At 48.2% G+C, this 16,788-nt stretch carries 12 protein-coding genes; 8 read left to right on the top strand and 4 right to left on the bottom strand.

Annotated features, from left to right (window positions below; all coding sequences use genetic code 11):
• Window positions 1-24 precede the first annotated feature (24 nt).
• A complete protein-coding gene (locus F459_RS0113015) occupies window positions 25-1,950 on the top strand; it encodes a methyl-accepting chemotaxis protein (protein WP_020613161.1) in 1,926 nt (641 codons plus the stop codon).
• Window positions 1,951-2,090: 140 nt separating this feature from the next.
• On the opposite strand, the gene F459_RS0113020 is transcribed toward F459_RS0113015, so the two are convergent.
• The 3 genes from F459_RS0113020 to F459_RS0113030 all read right to left on the bottom strand — a co-directional run bounded on the left by F459_RS0113020 (window position 2,091) and on the right by F459_RS0113030 (window position 5,397).
• Window positions 2,091-3,722, bottom strand: coding sequence for a hypothetical protein (locus F459_RS0113020; RefSeq protein WP_020613162.1), 1,632 nt, complete (start codon window positions 3,720-3,722; stop codon window positions 2,091-2,093).
• Window positions 3,723-3,857: 135 nt separating this feature from the next.
• Window positions 3,858-4,745: an N-acetylneuraminate lyase gene (locus F459_RS0113025; protein WP_020613163.1), complete on the bottom strand. Its 888-nt coding sequence runs from the start codon at window positions 4,743-4,745 to the stop codon at window positions 3,858-3,860.
• A 4-nt stretch (window positions 4,746-4,749) separates the two neighbouring features.
• Window positions 4,750-5,397, bottom strand: coding sequence for a GntR family transcriptional regulator (locus tag F459_RS0113030; protein ID WP_020613164.1), 648 nt, complete (start codon window positions 5,395-5,397; stop codon window positions 4,750-4,752).
• Window positions 5,398-5,557: 160 nt separating this feature from the next.
• Here F459_RS0113030 and F459_RS0113035 point away from each other — a divergent pair, with 160 nt between their 5' ends.
• The 4 genes from F459_RS0113035 to F459_RS0113050 all read left to right on the top strand — a co-directional run bounded on the left by F459_RS0113035 (window position 5,558) and on the right by F459_RS0113050 (window position 9,246).
• Window positions 5,558-6,550 (top strand): DctP family TRAP transporter solute-binding subunit, encoded by a 993-nt coding sequence (locus F459_RS0113035; protein ID WP_020613165.1) that lies wholly within the window; start codon window positions 5,558-5,560, stop codon window positions 6,548-6,550.
• A 173-nt stretch (window positions 6,551-6,723) separates the two neighbouring features.
• Window positions 6,724-7,158 carry a TRAP transporter small permease gene (locus tag F459_RS23230; protein WP_169517949.1) on the top strand — a complete coding sequence of 145 codons (435 nt, stop codon included), beginning with the start codon at window positions 6,724-6,726 and terminating at the stop codon, window positions 7,156-7,158.
• A complete protein-coding gene (locus tag F459_RS0113045; protein WP_020613167.1) occupies window positions 7,155-8,420 on the top strand; it encodes a TRAP transporter large permease in 1,266 nt (421 codons plus the stop codon). The genes F459_RS23230 and F459_RS0113045 overlap by 4 nt, the downstream gene beginning before the upstream one ends.
• 19 nt (window positions 8,421-8,439) lie before the next feature.
• A complete protein-coding gene (locus F459_RS0113050) occupies window positions 8,440-9,246 on the top strand; it encodes an SDR family NAD(P)-dependent oxidoreductase (RefSeq protein ID WP_020613168.1) in 807 nt (268 codons plus the stop codon).
• Here the strand turns inward: F459_RS0113050 and F459_RS0113055 are convergent.
• Window positions 9,232-10,146 carry a hypothetical protein gene (locus F459_RS0113055; RefSeq protein ID WP_154651686.1) on the bottom strand — a complete coding sequence of 305 codons (915 nt, stop codon included), beginning with the start codon at window positions 10,144-10,146 and terminating at the stop codon, window positions 9,232-9,234. The genes F459_RS0113050 and F459_RS0113055 overlap by 15 nt on opposite strands.
• A 63-nt stretch (window positions 10,147-10,209) precedes the next feature.
• Here F459_RS0113055 and F459_RS0113060 point away from each other — a divergent pair, with 63 nt between their 5' ends.
• From F459_RS0113060 to F459_RS0113070, 3 genes are read left to right on the top strand one after another with little or no spacing between them, the layout of a single operon-like run.
• Entirely contained in the window at window positions 10,210-12,567 is a 2,358-nt protein-coding gene (locus tag F459_RS0113060) for a TolC family protein (protein ID WP_020613170.1), read from the top strand.
• A 4-nt stretch (window positions 12,568-12,571) separates the two neighbouring features.
• Window positions 12,572-13,678, top strand: coding sequence for an efflux RND transporter periplasmic adaptor subunit (locus F459_RS0113065; RefSeq protein WP_020613171.1), 1,107 nt, complete (start codon window positions 12,572-12,574; stop codon window positions 13,676-13,678).
• Window positions 13,675-16,779 (top strand): efflux RND transporter permease subunit, encoded by a 3,105-nt coding sequence (locus F459_RS0113070; RefSeq protein ID WP_020613172.1) that lies wholly within the window; start codon window positions 13,675-13,677, stop codon window positions 16,777-16,779. Before F459_RS0113065 ends, F459_RS0113070 begins: the two co-directional genes overlap by 4 nt.
• Window positions 16,780-16,788: the final 9 nt, after the last annotated feature.

The following is a 16,788-nucleotide window of genomic DNA, read 5'->3' on the forward strand; positions in this document are numbered from 1 at the left end:
ACAATATGAATTCGGGGGTTCACAATGAAGATGAAACTAAGAAACGAAATTCTCATTCCCATTCTGCTGACGGTGGTCATGGTTCTGGGTGGAATGACGACCCTGATCGTCGTACGTGTCGGCAAAAGTGCGAAGCAGGATGCGGAAAGCCTAGCGTTGGAGATAGCAGCGCATCAGGGCAATCAGTTTATATCTCAAATTGTTGTCGGGCTTGAAACTGCAAAAACCATTTCAGGTGCTATGGCATCGATCGTAGAAAACAAGTTGGACATTGGGCGGGAAGAGGCAAATTTGATGCTCAAAACCATTCTTCAGGAGCACCCCGATCTTCTTGGGGTATGGATGGTATGGGAGCCGAATGCCTTTGACGGTAAGGACAAGCTGTATATCGATACGGTTGGGCATGACGAGACGGGCAGATTCATTCCCTACTGGAATCGCGTGGGAGGCTTACATCTCGAACCGACAATGGATTACGACGGTGGGGTTTATTATGAGGTACCGTTAAAAGAAAACAGGCTGTATGTAACCGAACCGACCGTCTACGAAATCGGCGGAAAGAATACAATGGTGATCAGCCTAGCCGCTCCCATACGGGTAAACGGTAAGGCTGTAGGTGTCGCAGGCCTCGACCTTTCCATGGAACAGATGCAGGCTCTGGTTGCCGGAATTAAACCCTTTGAAGTCGGCTATGCCTATGCCGTAAGCCAGGAGCTGACAATGGCCGCTTATCCTCAAAGCGACATGATAGGCACATCTGCATTGGAGCATGTCAATTCAAAATATAAACAGGCCTTTAGCGAAGCCGTTAAGAATGGAACTGTTTTTCAGTTTCAGCAGGAATCGGCAAAAGACAAGGTTGTCTCCCTGCAGACCATCTATCCTCTCCACATAACCGGTGTAGAAGAGAACTGGGCCTTCGGCATTTCAATTCCGATGGATGTGGTTCTGACCCAAGCCCGAAATCTTGCCTTCCTCTCCGTGGCCATCAGCATCGTCGCTATTCTGCTTATAGCACTCATTATCTTCCTTATAACACGCAATATCGTTCAAAGCATTATCAAAGGGATAGATCTGGCAAAGGAAATTGCGATGGGTAACCTTACCGTTGCTGTCGACCGGCAATATCTTTCCCGAAACGACGAGCTGGGAGAACTCGCAAAAAACCTGAATGACATGAAGAATCAGCTTTCACGTGTTGTTTCCGAGGTCATCAACTCGGCTGAGAACATTACCAGTGGTAGCGGACAACTCAGCGAGAGTGCCGAGCAGCTCAGTCAGGGAGCTTCGGAACAGGCAAGCTCAGCCGAGGAAGTAAGCGCCAGCATGGAAGAGATGGCAAGCAGCATTCGAAACAACGCCGATAATGCCTCAGAAACAGAGCGTATGAGCAAGCAGGCGGCCATTGAGGCAAAGGAAAGCGGAGAGATTGCCGCAAGAGCCGTTGTTGCAATGAAAAATATTGTAGAGAAGATCACCATTATTGAAGAGATTGCACGGCAGACCGATCTACTCGCACTCAACGCTGCCATCGAAGCAGCCCGAGCCGGTGAACATGGAAAGGGCTTTGCCGTCGTCGCAAGCGAGGTCCGCAAATTGGCAGAACGAAGTCAGAAGGCGGCAGGAGAGATAAACGAACTGTCACGACACACCGTCAAGGAAGCCGATGAGTCCGGACAGAAACTGGAGGCCCTTGTCCCCGTCATTCAGAAAACGGCCGAACTCGTTCAGGAAATAAGTGCGGCCAGTAAAGAACAGAATAGCGGAGCCGAACAGATTAATCAGGCCCTTCTTCAGCTTGATCAGGTGATCCAGCATAATGCATCGGCATCCGAAGAGACAGCTTCCACGGCCGAAGAGTTGGCCGCCCAGGCAAAGCTGCTGCAGCAAGTGATAGCCTATTTCCGTGTCGATGAAGAGGAAAACCTGCCTGCTGTCACCGATTATTAGTGTTCCGAATAGTGGTGATTACTCATCAGCGATATCCAAATTGACAAGAAAACGGCCTCGCTTTTTCGGAGGCCGTTTTCCCTATCTAAAACATCCTTACTAAAACATCCTCAAAGAGAGCATGAACAGCCAATCACTGACTATTGAGCTTCCGTCGTATCTCCAATCCTCATAATGGCCATAAAGCTCTCCATCGGGAAGACGAGGGAGGAAATCAGCCGCTCTTTTTTCGAACCGACGCTTCCCCCCAAGGTGATTCCATCGGGAAATGCAATCTGCATCTCCGAAGCGGGAACGAGAGCAAAAAGCTTTGAAATATCGGCGGTCCAGAAAAGATGCGGAAAGCTTACACTCTGTGCCCCTTGAGAAGGCTCAAAACGGTGGTGAGGCATCTCGACAAAGGCATCCAGCATAGCCGGTCCACCCTTTCCCATATAGGAATACACCATGTGATCACCGGCACACATGTAAAGCGTATAGAGATCGGAAAAACGTTCGAGTTCTTCACCTTCCGCTCCGAGGGCATCAATTCCGCTATAGCTGGTAACAAGCTTGAGATAGGGACGGCCAGCCGGAGTTGTCCCCTCTTCCATCTCCTGCTTTATGCCAAGGGGAAACGAGTTCCCGAACATTTTCTTGAGCAGCAAGCCGGTAAGCTCGTTACGGACGGAAGTCTTGCTCCTTTCAATATATGCTTCGGGGTCACTTGCACCTGCGGCAATACCTAAACTGAAATGAATATCTTCAATTCCCGAACCGGCAGGAAGCCCCATGGAGAACGAGAAAGCCGCATAACCGGTAGCCAATCTATTCAGGGCCCGATAATCGTCCATCATGGTTTTCAGCGCCTTCGCACCCTCCGAAGTTCCATCCATATCGTCCAGGAAAAACCCGTAAAAGGCATCCATCATAGCGTTCGAGTCCCGAGGATCGAGACCCATAACCCCGCTGATCATGGCATCGGGCAAATAAGGGGCCTCAAATTCCGCTAAATCATTCATAGGCTTGAGAGAACGAAGCAGGGAACCGGTTTTTCCATCCAAGGAGAGGTCACTATTGAGCACCATTCCGTTTTCATCGGCACTAAGCGCTGCTGAAACAAAATCGATATCATGAAGCAGAGCAAGATACTTCTCAACGAGAGTACCGACCCATGCCATCTCACCATTGTTCGACGCAGCCATCTGATCAGACAGCTCCTTGGCGTCAAGTCCCAGCGAATCTATCAGGCTGCCGAAGTCCAAATATGCCTGGATCGAGGAATCGGGATAGTCGCGAAGGGTTGAGAGGTCAGTATGCTCCTTCGGCGGAAAATCTTCCATGAGTTCGGTCTTTGAAAAAAGAACAAGATATCCTTTATAGAACATCCAGTGGTCATCGCCGGAATTGAGCTTTTCGGCAAGGCTATTCACATCTACGACATCGGCAAGAGGGATAAAAAGCATAAACCTATCGGGGTCAGCGGTTATATCATCGCTTATCAAGGCAACTCCCACCGGCTGGGAAAAATTCAATTCTTCCATCGTAAAAGGAATCCCTTTGGCAATAAGCATCGTAGACAAAAAATCTTTTATTGGGATACCGCCGATGTACGCATCAAAGCCCAGCGGCTTCATAAACTTGTCGAGATCCGTCATGAGAGCATCTCCGTTGGGAATCTGCATATAGAGCGCCGTCCCCCGGGGAACCATGGTCTCAATGATTGGCGTAGAAGCACAGCTGGACAAAAGTAAGGCAAGTACAGCAAGCCCGGAATAGAAAAATTTCTTCATTATCTAAACTCCTCCATATCGTTATGTATAACACATAGACAGGAGATGTCACAGAGGAAAACTTTACAGCTGTCCCAAAGCCGACCACAAAAAGTGTGATCGGCTTGGAAAATTTCTTTATACGCGAATTGGCCGCTACGTCATCGAAGTAAGCAAAGGAGCCACCCGCTTCGCCAACATCTCTTTTTCAGCCTCGGTTAGCGGGAAAAATGGGGCTCGGGGTTCGCCGAAGGGGCAACCGATGAGGTCAAGTACATACTTCTGAGCTGCCATGAAACAGCGGGTTTCAAGCAGCATCTCGATGATCGAATTCGCTTCTGTCTGGAGCCTTCGGGCCTCTTTCATATCACCAGAAGCAAAGAGAGAGGTAATGGAAAGATATTTATCTGCCATAAAGTTGAATGTGCTGCCGATTGCGCCATCCACTCCCATCGAGAGCCCCGCCAAATACATCTCATCCAAACCGTTGTAGATAAGGAGATCAGAATCACCGGCCTTCATTCGTTCTACGCCGTAGAAATCGTTTGAGGTAAATTTCACACCTATGATGTGAGGCTCCTTTCTCAATGCTTTCACAATATCAGGAGTAAGAGTGATACCGGAAAGCTTCGGGAAATTATACGGTATCACCGGAAAAGAAAGCGTTTGAGCAATATCGAGATAATATCTGACAACCTCATCGACAGAAAACTGATAATAAAAAGGAGGAATGGAAGAGACAGCATCGACCCCGGCAACGGAGACGGCATGTCGTCCCAAATCGAGGGTGAGATCGGTTCCGATCGCCCCGATATGAGCTATGATCGATACCCTTCTCCCAACCTGATCCGCGACAATTTCCAGGATTTGTTTTCTTTCTTCCGGTTTTAAGAGAAAAGCCTCTCCTGTGCTGCCACAGACATAGAAACCGGATACCCCCTGTTTTATATTCCACTCAACGATAGCGCGCAGTGCTTTTTCATTAATTTTCGTTCCTGAAAACGGAGTAAGTAACGCAGGGAAAATTCCCGTCATCTTTTTCATTTGCTTATCCTTTGTAGAAATGTCTTTTGCCACTTTTCAAATGGTCGCGTATTATCTTTTCCGCGCGATCGGGATCATCGGTAGTGAGTTCCTCTATTAATGCTTTGTGGCTTAACCGTTCCTGACGCTCTTCCTGCGCGAGAAAGGTATTGACCTGATAAAAGGTTCCCACACGCATTACTCGCTTGAAACTATCACTCAATGATTTGGAACACGTAAGAGCCACAAGCTGATGATGAAATTGAATATCACGTTTCCAATGTTCGATTAAATCATCAATGGGCTCGTCAACCTCAAGAGCACATGCCTCAAGAAAGCTGCGATGCTCAAGGATGGCTTGGCCGCAATAGATTCTCGCGGCCTGGCACTCTATTGCTTCGCGAAGTACCAGTAAATCATGGACATCTTCCTTATTGATCGCCTTTACCACGGTACCGCGCCTCGGAAGCGTATCAATAAACCCCTCGCGGGTAAGACGTGCCAAGGCCTCTCGTACAGGAGCCATGCTAACCTGTAGATCCTTTGCAATATCTTTCCGATTTAAAACCATACCCGGAACAATTTCGTTATTCAGTAGCTGATTCAAAAACATGTGATAGACCTGATCGACCAACGATTCGTTATTGTCTTTCGGTCCCTCGTCTTTTTCCATCTTTAAACTCCGACTCTGGCGACATTATGAGCATTCTATACTAGTTGAGATGCTTTTTCAACTGATATTTCAGTTAATATTTCAGTTGACATATCAGAAATTCGATGTGAAAATACGGTTAAGACTAGTCTGGTGACAAATCATTGAGAAGGAGTATGCTATGAAAAAACTATTGAGCATTGCTATCTGTCTATTCATTTCAATAGGATTGTTTGCACAGGGGGAGCAGGATTCCGGATCTGCAGATAAGCCGGTTACACTAAAGTTCGGCGTTGACGGGAATACTGCCAGTATTGAATATGCCGTAGCGGTGAAATTCGCAGATACCCTCAAAGAAGTCTCCGGTGGGAACATGACATGCGATATTTTCCCAAATGGCCAACTTGGAAATGCAAAAGAGATGATCCAACAAGTCACAATGAATGAACTGGACGCCTATATGGAACCCATCGGCGGTGTCAGCAGCTTAATTCCGGAACTCTCGGTTTTGGAGATGGCATATGTCGTAAAAGATCTCGATCACATTGAACGCATTCTTACCAGCGATTGGGGAGAAAAAATTCAGAAGGAACTGAGTAGCGACTTTAATATTAAGGTTCTGGATCAAACACTGTTTGGTACTCGACAAACTTCGTCGAACAAGCCTTTGAATTCCATCGCCGATTACAAGGGCCTTAGGATACGAACCCCCAACTCCCGGGGTTTAAAAAATTGGGCAGAGGCAATGGGAGGACGCCCGACAACCATCGCCTTTAATGAGGTATACCTCGCATTAAAGACAAATAGCATCGACGCACAGGAAAACCCCTTGCCGACCATCGAATCCAAAAAATTCTATGAGGCTCAGGCCGCTATTGCCATCGACAATCACGTTGTTCAGGACAAATCCATTCTTTTTTCGCAGGCACGCTGGGACAAGCTTTCAGATGAGCAGCACTCCTGGTTGGAGGCTGCAGGGCATGCTGCAAAAGAAGAAAGCATCAAACTTGTTACCGAAGAATCGGATAAGCTCATAGGTTTCTTCCAGTCCGAGGGCTTGACCATCACCTATCCGGATATAAAACCAATGCAGGAAGCGATGAAACCCTATTATGCAAAGATAGAAGAAGAACTTGGTGTTCAGGGTTTGATCGAAAGGCTTATCAAGCTGTAATAGAAACGGGTGGGAAGTTTCCCCGTCAGATAGACATTATCGGGAAACTTCCCTTTATCACCTTTATATAATCGGAGTATATTGTGAAGGCCCCTACATGGTATGAAAGAACATTATTACTCGAAGAATGTGTGGAAATCACTTGCTTTATTTTTTTATTTTTCTCGGTTCTTTTGCAAATATTCTTCAGAATCAAGCTAATATCTATCCATATCAATTATGCACCGATCTGGACGGAAGAGCTTTCCCGATGGCTTTACGTCTACATTGTATTTTTCGGAGCAAGTCAAGGTATCCACTACCGAGAGCATATCGGTATCGATCTCTTCGTCAATAAGTGCCCGAAAGCCGTACAATCTTCTGTTCGACTTTTCGCCGATATTGTCATGGCCATAGCTTGTGTGATCATTGTCTATTACGGAATTCGGAATATGCCCTTCGCCGTGAAGCAACGGCCATTAACGTTACCGACCACTAACGGTACCCTGTATGCAGTAATTCCAATCACTTTCTCACTTATGACAATTCGTACCGGATTCAATATTCTCGGTGATCTTCATGAAATCAAGTTATGCATGCTTACGAAGAAAAGAGGAAGTGAAACATGATAGGATTCTTTTTGACTTGGATCATTCTATTACTGATAGGAATGCCCATCACCTTTACGATCATTATCGCAAGTCTCATCTATATGCTGCAGCATGGAGGGATTATGCTGGCCGCACAGCGCATAGTTGCCGGAGTTGATTCCTTTACCCTTCTTGCCGTACCGTTTTTTATTTTCAGCGGGAATCTCATGAATGCCACGGGGATCACCGATCGTATCTTTAAATTTGCAAAGACAATGGTTGGTCATATCTCCGGAGGTCTGGGCCACGTGAATATCCTTGCGAGCCTTCTCTTTTCGGGGATGTCGGGCTCGGCTCATGCCGACGCCGGAGGACTGGGCCAAATCGAAATTCAAGCGATGCGGGAAGAAGGCTATGACGACGGCTTCAGCGGCGCAATAACTGCAGCATCAAGTGTGGTCGGCCCCCTGATGCCGCCAAGTATCCCCATGGTCATCTACGGCGCCATAGCAAGTGTATCGGTGGGCAAGCTTTTTATGGGCGGAATCATTCCGGCAATTCTCTGTGCCTTTTCCCTCATGGTATATGTCTACTTTTATTCGAAAAAACAGAACTACAAAATATACAAAAAGGCGAGCGCCTCCGAACGGTGGCATGCATTTATAGAGGCCTTCCCCGCCCTGGTAACTCCGGTCATTATCATTGCCGGGATTTTCTCCGGGGTTTTTACCCCCACCGAGGCGGCGGCCGTTACATCGCTTTATGCACTCATCCTTGGGATTTTCGTCTATAAGAGTTTTTCGATCAGAAAAATGCGACAAATCTTTAAAGATACCCTGAGTAATACCGCCGTGATAGGTTTTCTTACCGCTGCAATATCGCTCATGGGCTATGTTCTTGCCAGAGAACAAATTCCGCAAAAAATTGCAAGTTTCTTCCTTACGTATACGGCAAATCCCCTCCTTTTTCTTCTATCGGTCAATGTTCTTTTGATCATTCTCGGAACCATGATAGAAACCATGGCCATTATCCTTTTGGTAATTCCCATTCTTGTTCCCGTGGCAATGCAACTTGGTATAGATCCCGTACATTTTGGTGTGGTCGTCACCATGAATATGATGGTCGGCATTTTAACACCCCCGATGGGGGTATCGCTTTTCGTGGTATCTAAAGTGGGAAACATCCCTTTCGAACGATTATCCAAATCCATCATTCCCTTTTTTATACCGTTATTTTTCGTCTTATTTTTACTAATGATATTTCCGGATATCGTTATGTTCCTCCCCAATCTGATGGATTAAAGGCAATGGAGAGGCATGCATGGAAAATCTTCATACATTATTTGATTTGACAGGCAAGGTTGCAGTTGTTACCGGCGGCTACACAGGCCTTGGGTACGATATGGCCTGTGCACTTTCCGAATATGGAGCAACGGTAGTTATAAGCTCCAGATCCCGGGAGAAAGCTGAGAATGTCGCCCGGTCTATGTCCGAAACATACCACAATAGGGTAATCGGCCTCGATTTGGATCAAAGCAACTATGACAGCTGCAAAACCCTTGCCGACAGCGTTCATGAGGAATGTAAGCGCATAGACATCCTGATAAACAACGCAGGAGGCGGGTCGGGAAAGGGAAAATGTAATTTCCTCGAACGTAATCCGGAGCTGATGCGTTCTATGATCGAGACCAACCTGCTCGGCCCTCTCTTCTGCTGTCAGAGTTTCGGGCGCTACATGGTCGATCAAAATTCCGGATCGATTATCAATATAGCATCGATAGCCGGTATTACAGGACGTGATCGATCGATGTACCACAAAGCGAAGAAGGAAGAACAACCTGTCGAGTACGCAGCATCGAAAGGCGGAATTATCGGGATGACGCTGGATTTGGCGGCCTATATGGCCCCTTTCAATGTAAGGGTAAATGCTATATCCCCAGGCGGCTTTGATAAGGGAGAATTAACAAAAGCGTTTGTGCAGGCCTATTCGGAAAGAACTCCGCTCGGTCACATGGGAGTCCTCAACAAAGAAATCATGGGAACCGCACTTTTCCTTGCCTCGGAGGCATCCTCTTATATCACGGGCCAAAATATCGTTGTCGACGGAGGATTTTCAACCTGCCGGTAGGGCCCGGCAGGTTTTTATCTTCACTGTCAGTCGGCCGTAAAAAGCAGGATCAAGGTCGGCCGAGGTATCCAAACGGCGCCGGAGCTCTAAACCGCCTTCGAGTTCAAACGAAAGCTCTCCCCCGGTATCGTAGGAAAGCATGGGACCGATCAAAAATTGGGCCAGATTGAGCGCCTCTGTATCTACCACTCCATCGGATGATTCGGCTTTTACGACCGTTAGTGTCGAGCTGTTGATAGCGTTTACGGATAAACGAAGGCGCTTGCTTAACGGGTAGGTAAACGAAAAGCGAAAGAGAAATAATAGTGAAACGATGAGACCATTTTCCCATTCCTTTGAAATCCCCACTATCGGCAGCAAGGGGTATTCGAAATTTTCTGAATAAACGACTCCCCATTGAGTGGAAAAATCGGACAACGGCAGAGAGATCAACCCCATCAGGAAGATTGCCCCGGCCTCCCCTAAAGGTTCCAGGTCCCGATCCCAAAGATATTCAAGGCCCAACCGGCTAAGGAGCATGATCCCTTCGGAATAACCAAGTACCGCACCGATAGAGGCTGACATGTGGTGTAACAGATATTCTTCGGAGCCTTCGATATTTCGACTATGTACTCTATCGAAATAGGAGACCAGTGAGGCAGAGACACCGCCCCTTTCCCCAAAGGGTAAAGGAAAGAGTGGCGTATCAACCCCGATGCTTATTCCCGATTTATCAAGGCCCTCCCTGCCGGAAGTTTCCCTATTTCCGTAAACCTGTAAAGAGAATGCGGGACAGATGGAAACTTGAGAGTCGGCAAACAGGGGCGGCCGTACCATAAAAGCACATGCCAAAAGACATCCCGCTATCTTCAGGATGTACTTCCCTTGTTGCACATCCCGTGTTGACAAACATCGGCTCATAAGCTTAAGGTATATCATTATTGACCAATGGTCAATAATGACTAATAGACAGGAATATGGTATATGACGATACGAAACGGAAAAAGAGTAGCGATAGGTTTTCTCATCCTTATGGCAGTTCAGGCAAATGCGGAGGAACTTGCACTTATCCTGGACGGTCCCTCGGAAAACTACGTCCCCTTGCTGGCCGAGATTACACAGCAGTTCAGCAACGAAGAGATAATGGCCGAACCGGTGCTCATTGCGGACAATATATTGAGTATGGCTCCGCCGGAAGCGATCATCAAGGTAAAAAAGGCCTGGCCGGAACATGGCTTCAAGAGGATTCTTGCCTTGGGATATGCCAGCTCGAAAACGGCCTTTGCCATAGCTGGCCAGGAAGATATCATCCTTTCGGTTTGCGAAGGACTCCCGGATAAGGCGGTGGCAGAGCTACGGATGCTTGCAGGCACATCGGGAAACGTTCTTGTTATATCGGTCCCGCCTATACCGAAAGAAGAAATAGGGAGAGCAAAAGAGCAGTTCAACTTTACCCGTATAGGGGTGATGGCAGACCAGGATCTTTCCCGATGGAACGATACAATCCCCAGCTGGTATCAAGAAGCTTTAGCGGATGATAGCGAAGTCGGCATTGAGCTCTTGGACTACACAGATACAGAGACCATGATCGAAGGCATTCAAGCATTGGACTATGATGCCTTCTATCTCTTACCAACCGCTCGTCTATCGGAAAAAGAACGCCGGCAGCTATATCTTGCATCGAGCAAACTGCATATCCCCCTTATTAGCGGTGCCGGAGAAAAAGAGGTTGAATTGGGCGCCTTGGCAGCCTATAAGCCCGCATTAACGACACAGCTTGCACGGGAAATTGTCGTAAGTCTCGATCAGCAAAAAGCGGGATGGAAGGCCCTGACAACGCCATTAGTGGAAATACATCCCCCGCCCAAACTATCGATAAACCTCTCAAGTGCAGACAATATAGGTCTTTCCCTTAGCTGGGAAACCCTTCTTGCGGCAGAACTACTTGGCAGCTCCAGTGCAGTTGTACCGTTTCCCGATATAAAGGAGCTGCTGGAGCTGGCAAAGCGGCATAGTCCCGAACTGAGGGCATCGGAAGATGCAGTACATGTTCAAGAAGCCACAACAGCGCTTTCACGCAGCCACTTACTCCCCTCCCTCGATACCTACCTACAGGGAAGCCGCATCGATAAAGACCGGGCCGAAAGCCTCGGAACCCCGGATGAACTCCAGCTGATCGGCGGCTTACAATTTCAACAGCTTTTGTGGTCAGAAGAAGCGTGGGCACAATATGATATCCAAAAATCACTCTTACAACAAAGCAAACAGCAAAACTCCAGTACCCTCGATTCCATACTCTCTTCTACGACCGATGCCTATTATACGATCATACAGGCCGATGCCTCGGTGAGGGCAGCCCAGGAAAACCTTGCAAGCACAAGGGCTTATCTTGGTCGTGCAAAACTACTTAAGAAGACGGGACAGGGAAGCGAGGCCGATGTTGCGCGTTTCGAGGCTAAAACGGCCCGGGACTCCCAGCAGCTTATTGATGCCGTGTTTTCGGCAAAAAATGCCCGCTTGGAGCTCTTCAGAGTCACTGGTTTTACGGAAGAAGGCAAACACTATATCGTTCCCGAAAGTAATCCTGGCGGAGACACATGGGAACACTTCCTTTCAGAAATTGACAACGGACGCAAAAGTGAGAAGCTGACTGCCTTTTTCCTTTCTGAGGTCTATGCCTATTCCCCGGATCTGGCAGCCTTAGGATTCTTTGTACGGGCTTCGGAAAAAGAGCGACAATATAGACGAAAGGCCTTCTACTCCCCAACGATTTCCCTGGTAGCGCAGCTTGAACGGAGCCTCTACACAGCAGGAGCATCTTCACCAGCAAGCATTCAAATTTCCGGATTCCCGGAAATCAACCTCCAATCCGAAGATGCGGATGATACAAGCTGGCTTATTGGTATTAATGTATCCTTCCCCCTTTTTACGGGAACGGAAAGAACGGCGCAACTGCACAAGGCAGAGGCAAAGGTCGATCAAGCAACCGCAAGCCTGCTCGACGGGCGGAACAGGATAGAACAAGTTGTACGGCAAGTGGTTTCTCAGGCACTTGCCGTCAGCAGGAAACTGGACCAAAGCAGGGCAGGAGAACGAGCTGCACAGCAGCTTCTCGATCTCACCGTGCACTCATATGTGCAAGGAATTGCAACAAGCTACGAACTTCTCGACGCCCAGCAAGATGCTTTCTTAGCCAGGCAGCAAACCATAGATCTCAAAGCGGAACTCAATATTCTCTCTTCCAGGCTTCTTAGGCTTGCAGGTCGAAGCGAAGCACTGTTTTCCGAAGAAAAAATGAGGCAACTGATACAAGACTACAAGGACAGCAGCAAGGAGCAGTAAACAGATGAAGCATAAGGTGATTTCATGTTTTCTTCTCTCCATATCGACTATGGCGGTACTTTCCTGCGCAGTAAAAGAAGAACAAACACAGCAGACGCAAAAGTATCGGCCCGTGTGTACGATAACAGCAAGAGAAGGGGATCAAAACAGGCTCTATCACTATGTAGGGACGATACGTGCTGCACAGGAAGTGAAACTAAGTTTTAAGGTATCGGGAAGGATCGAAAGGATTTTTTGTGACGAAGGCCAGATCATGGAAAAAGGACGGACCATCGCTCAAATAGAAAGAGAAGAGTATCAGATCGAAGTCACGCGGGCAGAAGCGGCCTTGCAGAGTGCCGATGTGCAAGCGCTACATGCTGAAACCGACTACAACAGGACACGGGAGTTATATCGAAACGATGGGATAAGTCGCAGTGATCTGGATGCAGCACTCACCTCTCTGAAAGTGGCAGAAGCAAATCAGAGTGCAGCCCAGCAACAACTGAAAGCGGCAAGGGTAAAACTTGATGCCACATCCATGAAGGCACCTCTCACAGGGGCCATCGCCTGCCTGACAGTAAACGAACATGAAATAGTCAGTGCCGGCCAGCCAATAGGTATCATTTCATCCAATGACGCCTACGAGGTTAGCTTTACGGTACCGGGGAGGATTGTATCGTACATGGCCCCGGGTCAGTTCATTCGTCTCAAAATCGTCGATATTTCGGAAACGCCCCTCACCGCCCGGATCCAAACCATCGGTGCCGGAAGCGAGCAATCAAACACCCTCTACCCCGTCACCGCCCGGTGCATCGACATGCCCGAAGGTATTCGCGCCGGTATGTCGGCGGAGGTTCTTGTTTCCCTGGAACATCAAGGGGATCGGCAAAGTATTATCGTTCCGTCACATGTAATCATGAGAGAAAACGAAAAGGAATTTCTTTTCATAGCAATCCCGAAAGATGAAAACCTTGCCCATATTACAAAACGGGAGGTAGAAACGGGAAGCCTGACAAATGCGGGGATAGAAATTCTTTCAGGTATCACACCCGGGGAAAAAATAGTCACCGCCGGGATGGGGCTTCTTAGTGAAGGAGAGACCGTTCGATTGGAGGCGGGAGGGAAATGAATCTTACGCGCGCGGCCATCACCAACAACAGGACGACAGTTATTATCATTCTTCTTATGATTGTAGGCGGAATATACTCCTATATATCCATGCCGAAGGCCGAAGATCCCGGCTTTACCATACGAGTTGCGCAGGTCATTACCTACTATCCAGGGGCAAGCCCGGAACGAGTCAGAAAACTTGTCACCGAGCCCCTGGAAGATGCAATAGAGGGGATTCCCGAGGTCGAGGAAGTTCGTTCGCAGTCGAAAGCGGATGTTTCGATCATCAGTGTCAAGATCGCCTTTGCATATTCCAATCTTGATCCCATATGGAGCGACCTGGAAGAAGTGGTGGGATCAATCGCACAAGATCTGCCCGACGGTATAACAGGCCCCTATATCAACGACAAATTTTCCGATATCTATCCGATCCTCCTCACCGTTTCGGGCAGGGATTTTACCCTTCAGGAACTCGGAGATGTTGCAGAAGGGCTGAAACGGGAAATCCAAAAGGAAACTCAGGTTGGCGACGTACGTATAGAAGGGGTACCTGATGAACAGATAACCGTACGCTATGATTCTTCCCAACTCACAAATTTCCGGATTACGCCGTATCAGCTTGCAAGTGTGATGGAAAACACCAACATCGTCCGCCCGGGGGGAAGCATAAGAACCTCGCAGGAACGCATTTCGATAGAACCCTCGGGTTCCTTTGCCGATCTGGAGGCATTAAAGAGCACCCTGATTACTATTCCCGGCCGGCAAGAGGTGGTCCCCCTTTCCGACATCGCCGAAGTGGTAAAAGAAGAAAAGCACCCTTTCGACAAGTACATCTCGGCAAACGGAGAACATGCTGTTCTCATAGCCGTCAATATGAAAGAAGGTGGAAATATCACGACCATGGGAGATCAGATGAGGGCCCTGATCGAAGATATGAAAGACCACTACCCCATCGGGATAAATTTCGATTTCATTGTTTTTCAGCCCAGCATAGTCGAGGATCTTATATCGACCTTCACATCCAATGTACTTCAAGCCATGATCATTGTCCTCATCGTGATGTTTTTCTTCCTGGGATTCAGGGAGGGAATTCTCGTGGCCTCATTGGTCCCGCTCTCGATGCTTACCACCCTCAGCATTATGAAGGCGACGGGAATCTGGATAGATCAAATGTCACTTGCCTCGCTGATTATCGTTTTGGGGATGTTGGTGGATAACGCCATCGTCATCACGGAATCCACAACAGTCCTGATGAAAGAGGGGATGACGGTCTTTGATACCTCCCTAAAATCGGTAAAAGAATTACGGATTCCCCTCCTTACAAGCTCGCTAACCACCGCCTTCGCCTTTCTTCCCATTGTCATGTCGCAAAATCAGACAGGAGAATTTACCCGGCCGCTTTTTTGGGTCGTATCCATCACGCTTCTCGCCTCATGGATGATCTCCACGACAATCATTCCCTTTTTTGCTCAACGGCTCCTTGCAAAAAGGTATCAGGGAAGAAAAGCGAAAGCATCTCAAAGGAAAAACAAAACATCACCTTCCCGTTTTCCTGCCTATTACGAAACGTTGCTTGCACGCATGTTGAAACATAGAGGTATAGTTGTCCTGGTGCTTATGGCAGCGTTCATCGGAGCACTCTGCCTTTTCACTCGCATCCCCTCCTCTTTTTTCCCTACCGCAGACTTTCCCGTCTTCACCGCAGAGGTAGTTCTTCCCCGGGGAAGCTCAATTGAGCGTTCGGCAGAGGTAGCAAGAGACTTCGACCGATTTCTCACCACAGAGAGGGGCGCCGACAAAGGAGATGTGGTTAGCTGGGGAACCTTCGTCGGAGGAGGAATCCCACGATTTCGGCTCAATGTTTCTCCGGAATCAGCCAGACCGGAATACATCTTTATCATCATCAACACCAGCGATTATAAGGACATAGAGCCGCTCATGGCCAAAATCGAAAACTATGCGACTACAAAGCATCCCGATGCACGATTGACCCAAAAGCGTTTTACTACCGGGGTGGAAGTTGATGCTCCGGTGGAGATTCGCATCTCGGGGCCGGAGAGAAGGCAGCTGATGGAAATCGTCGGATTGCTAAAGGCAAAACTTGCCGAGACAAAGGGTTTAAAACATATTCGGGACGACTGGGGAGCCGATGTCAAGAAGCTTGATATCACCATCGACGAGGAACTTGCACGAAAAGCCGGGGTGAGTAATCAGGATATTGCTATATCACTGCAGGCCGCTACACAGGGTATTACAGTTTCCCAATATCGCGGGGATGAGGAGATCATTCCCATTGTTCTCAAAGATGGTGCGATAGACGATAGGGACATCGACAGACTTTCATCGCTGCAGACCTATGCCCAGTCATCGGGAAAAGCGGTCAACCTTTCCCAGGTGGCCGGTGTCGACCTCCTCTGGCAGCCGGCGGTCATTATCAGAAAAGATGGACTTGATACCATTACCGTCCAGGCAGAAACGACGAAGGATGTAAGCGCCATCGAACTGGCTGATAGGATCGATAGTTGGCTGATAAAAGAAAAAGAGCATTGGCCTGTCGGCTTTTCCTACGAATTCGGCGGCGAGATGGAGGGATCTTCCGATGCAAACAAGGCTATTATGAGGGAGGTTCCCTTAGCCTTTCTTCTTATACTTCTTCTACTGGTGGCACAGTTTAACTCTCTCAGAAGGGCCTTTGTCATTCTGGTTACAATCCCCTTCGGTTTCATCGGCGTAGTTATCGGACTCTTGGTAAGCGGCAGTCCCTTTAGCTTTATGAGCCTTCTCGGCCTTGTTTCCCTTGCGGGGATAGTGGTGAATAACGCCATCATTCTGATCGACAGGATCGAAACGGAACGAAAAAACAAGGGAAGCCTGGAGAAGGCCATCATCGTTTCGGCTTCGAAAAGATTATGGCCGATTCTGCTTACCACAACGACCACTATCGGGGGGCTGATCCCGCTTATGCTTTTTGGAGGTCCGCTGTGGCTTCCCATGGCCTCCGCCATTATCTTCGGGTTAGGTTTTTCGACAATCCTTACCCTCGGTTTTGTACCGGTACTCTATCATCTGCTCTTTTCTCCAAGGAAGGGAAATCCCCGTAAGGGGGCATCTCTTAGATAATTTCGATTA

It is taken from the genome of Sediminispirochaeta bajacaliforniensis DSM 16054, assembly GCF_000378205.1.
GTDB classification, from domain to species: Bacteria; Spirochaetota; Spirochaetia; order DSM-16054; family Sediminispirochaetaceae; genus Sediminispirochaeta; species Sediminispirochaeta bajacaliforniensis.

Bases quoted from the DNA above. Each gene is read 5' to 3' on its own strand.
- F459_RS0113015 (WP_020613161.1), top strand. From the start codon at position 25: ATGAAGATGAAACTAAGAAACGAAATTCTCATTCCCATTCTGCTGACG.
- F459_RS0113020 (WP_020613162.1), bottom strand. From the start codon at position 3,722: ATGAAGAAATTTTTCTATTCCGGGCTTGCTGTACTTGCCTTACTTTTG.
- F459_RS0113025 (WP_020613163.1), bottom strand. From the start codon at position 4,745: ATGAAAAAGATGACGGGAATTTTCCCTGCGTTACTTACTCCGTTTTCA.
- F459_RS0113030 (WP_020613164.1), bottom strand. From the start codon at position 5,397: ATGGAAAAAGACGAGGGACCGAAAGACAATAACGAATCGTTGGTCGAT.
- F459_RS0113035 (WP_020613165.1), top strand. From the start codon at position 5,558: ATGAAAAAACTATTGAGCATTGCTATCTGTCTATTCATTTCAATAGGA.
- F459_RS0113045 (WP_020613167.1), top strand. From the start codon at position 7,155: ATGATAGGATTCTTTTTGACTTGGATCATTCTATTACTGATAGGAATG.
- F459_RS0113050 (WP_020613168.1), top strand. From the start codon at position 8,440: ATGGAAAATCTTCATACATTATTTGATTTGACAGGCAAGGTTGCAGTT.
- F459_RS0113055 (WP_154651686.1), bottom strand. From the start codon at position 10,146: ATGAGCCGATGTTTGTCAACACGGGATGTGCAACAAGGGAAGTACATC.
- F459_RS0113060 (WP_020613170.1), top strand. From the start codon at position 10,210: ATGACGATACGAAACGGAAAAAGAGTAGCGATAGGTTTTCTCATCCTT.
- F459_RS0113065 (WP_020613171.1), top strand. From the start codon at position 12,572: ATGAAGCATAAGGTGATTTCATGTTTTCTTCTCTCCATATCGACTATG.
- F459_RS0113070 (WP_020613172.1), top strand. From the start codon at position 13,675: ATGAATCTTACGCGCGCGGCCATCACCAACAACAGGACGACAGTTATT.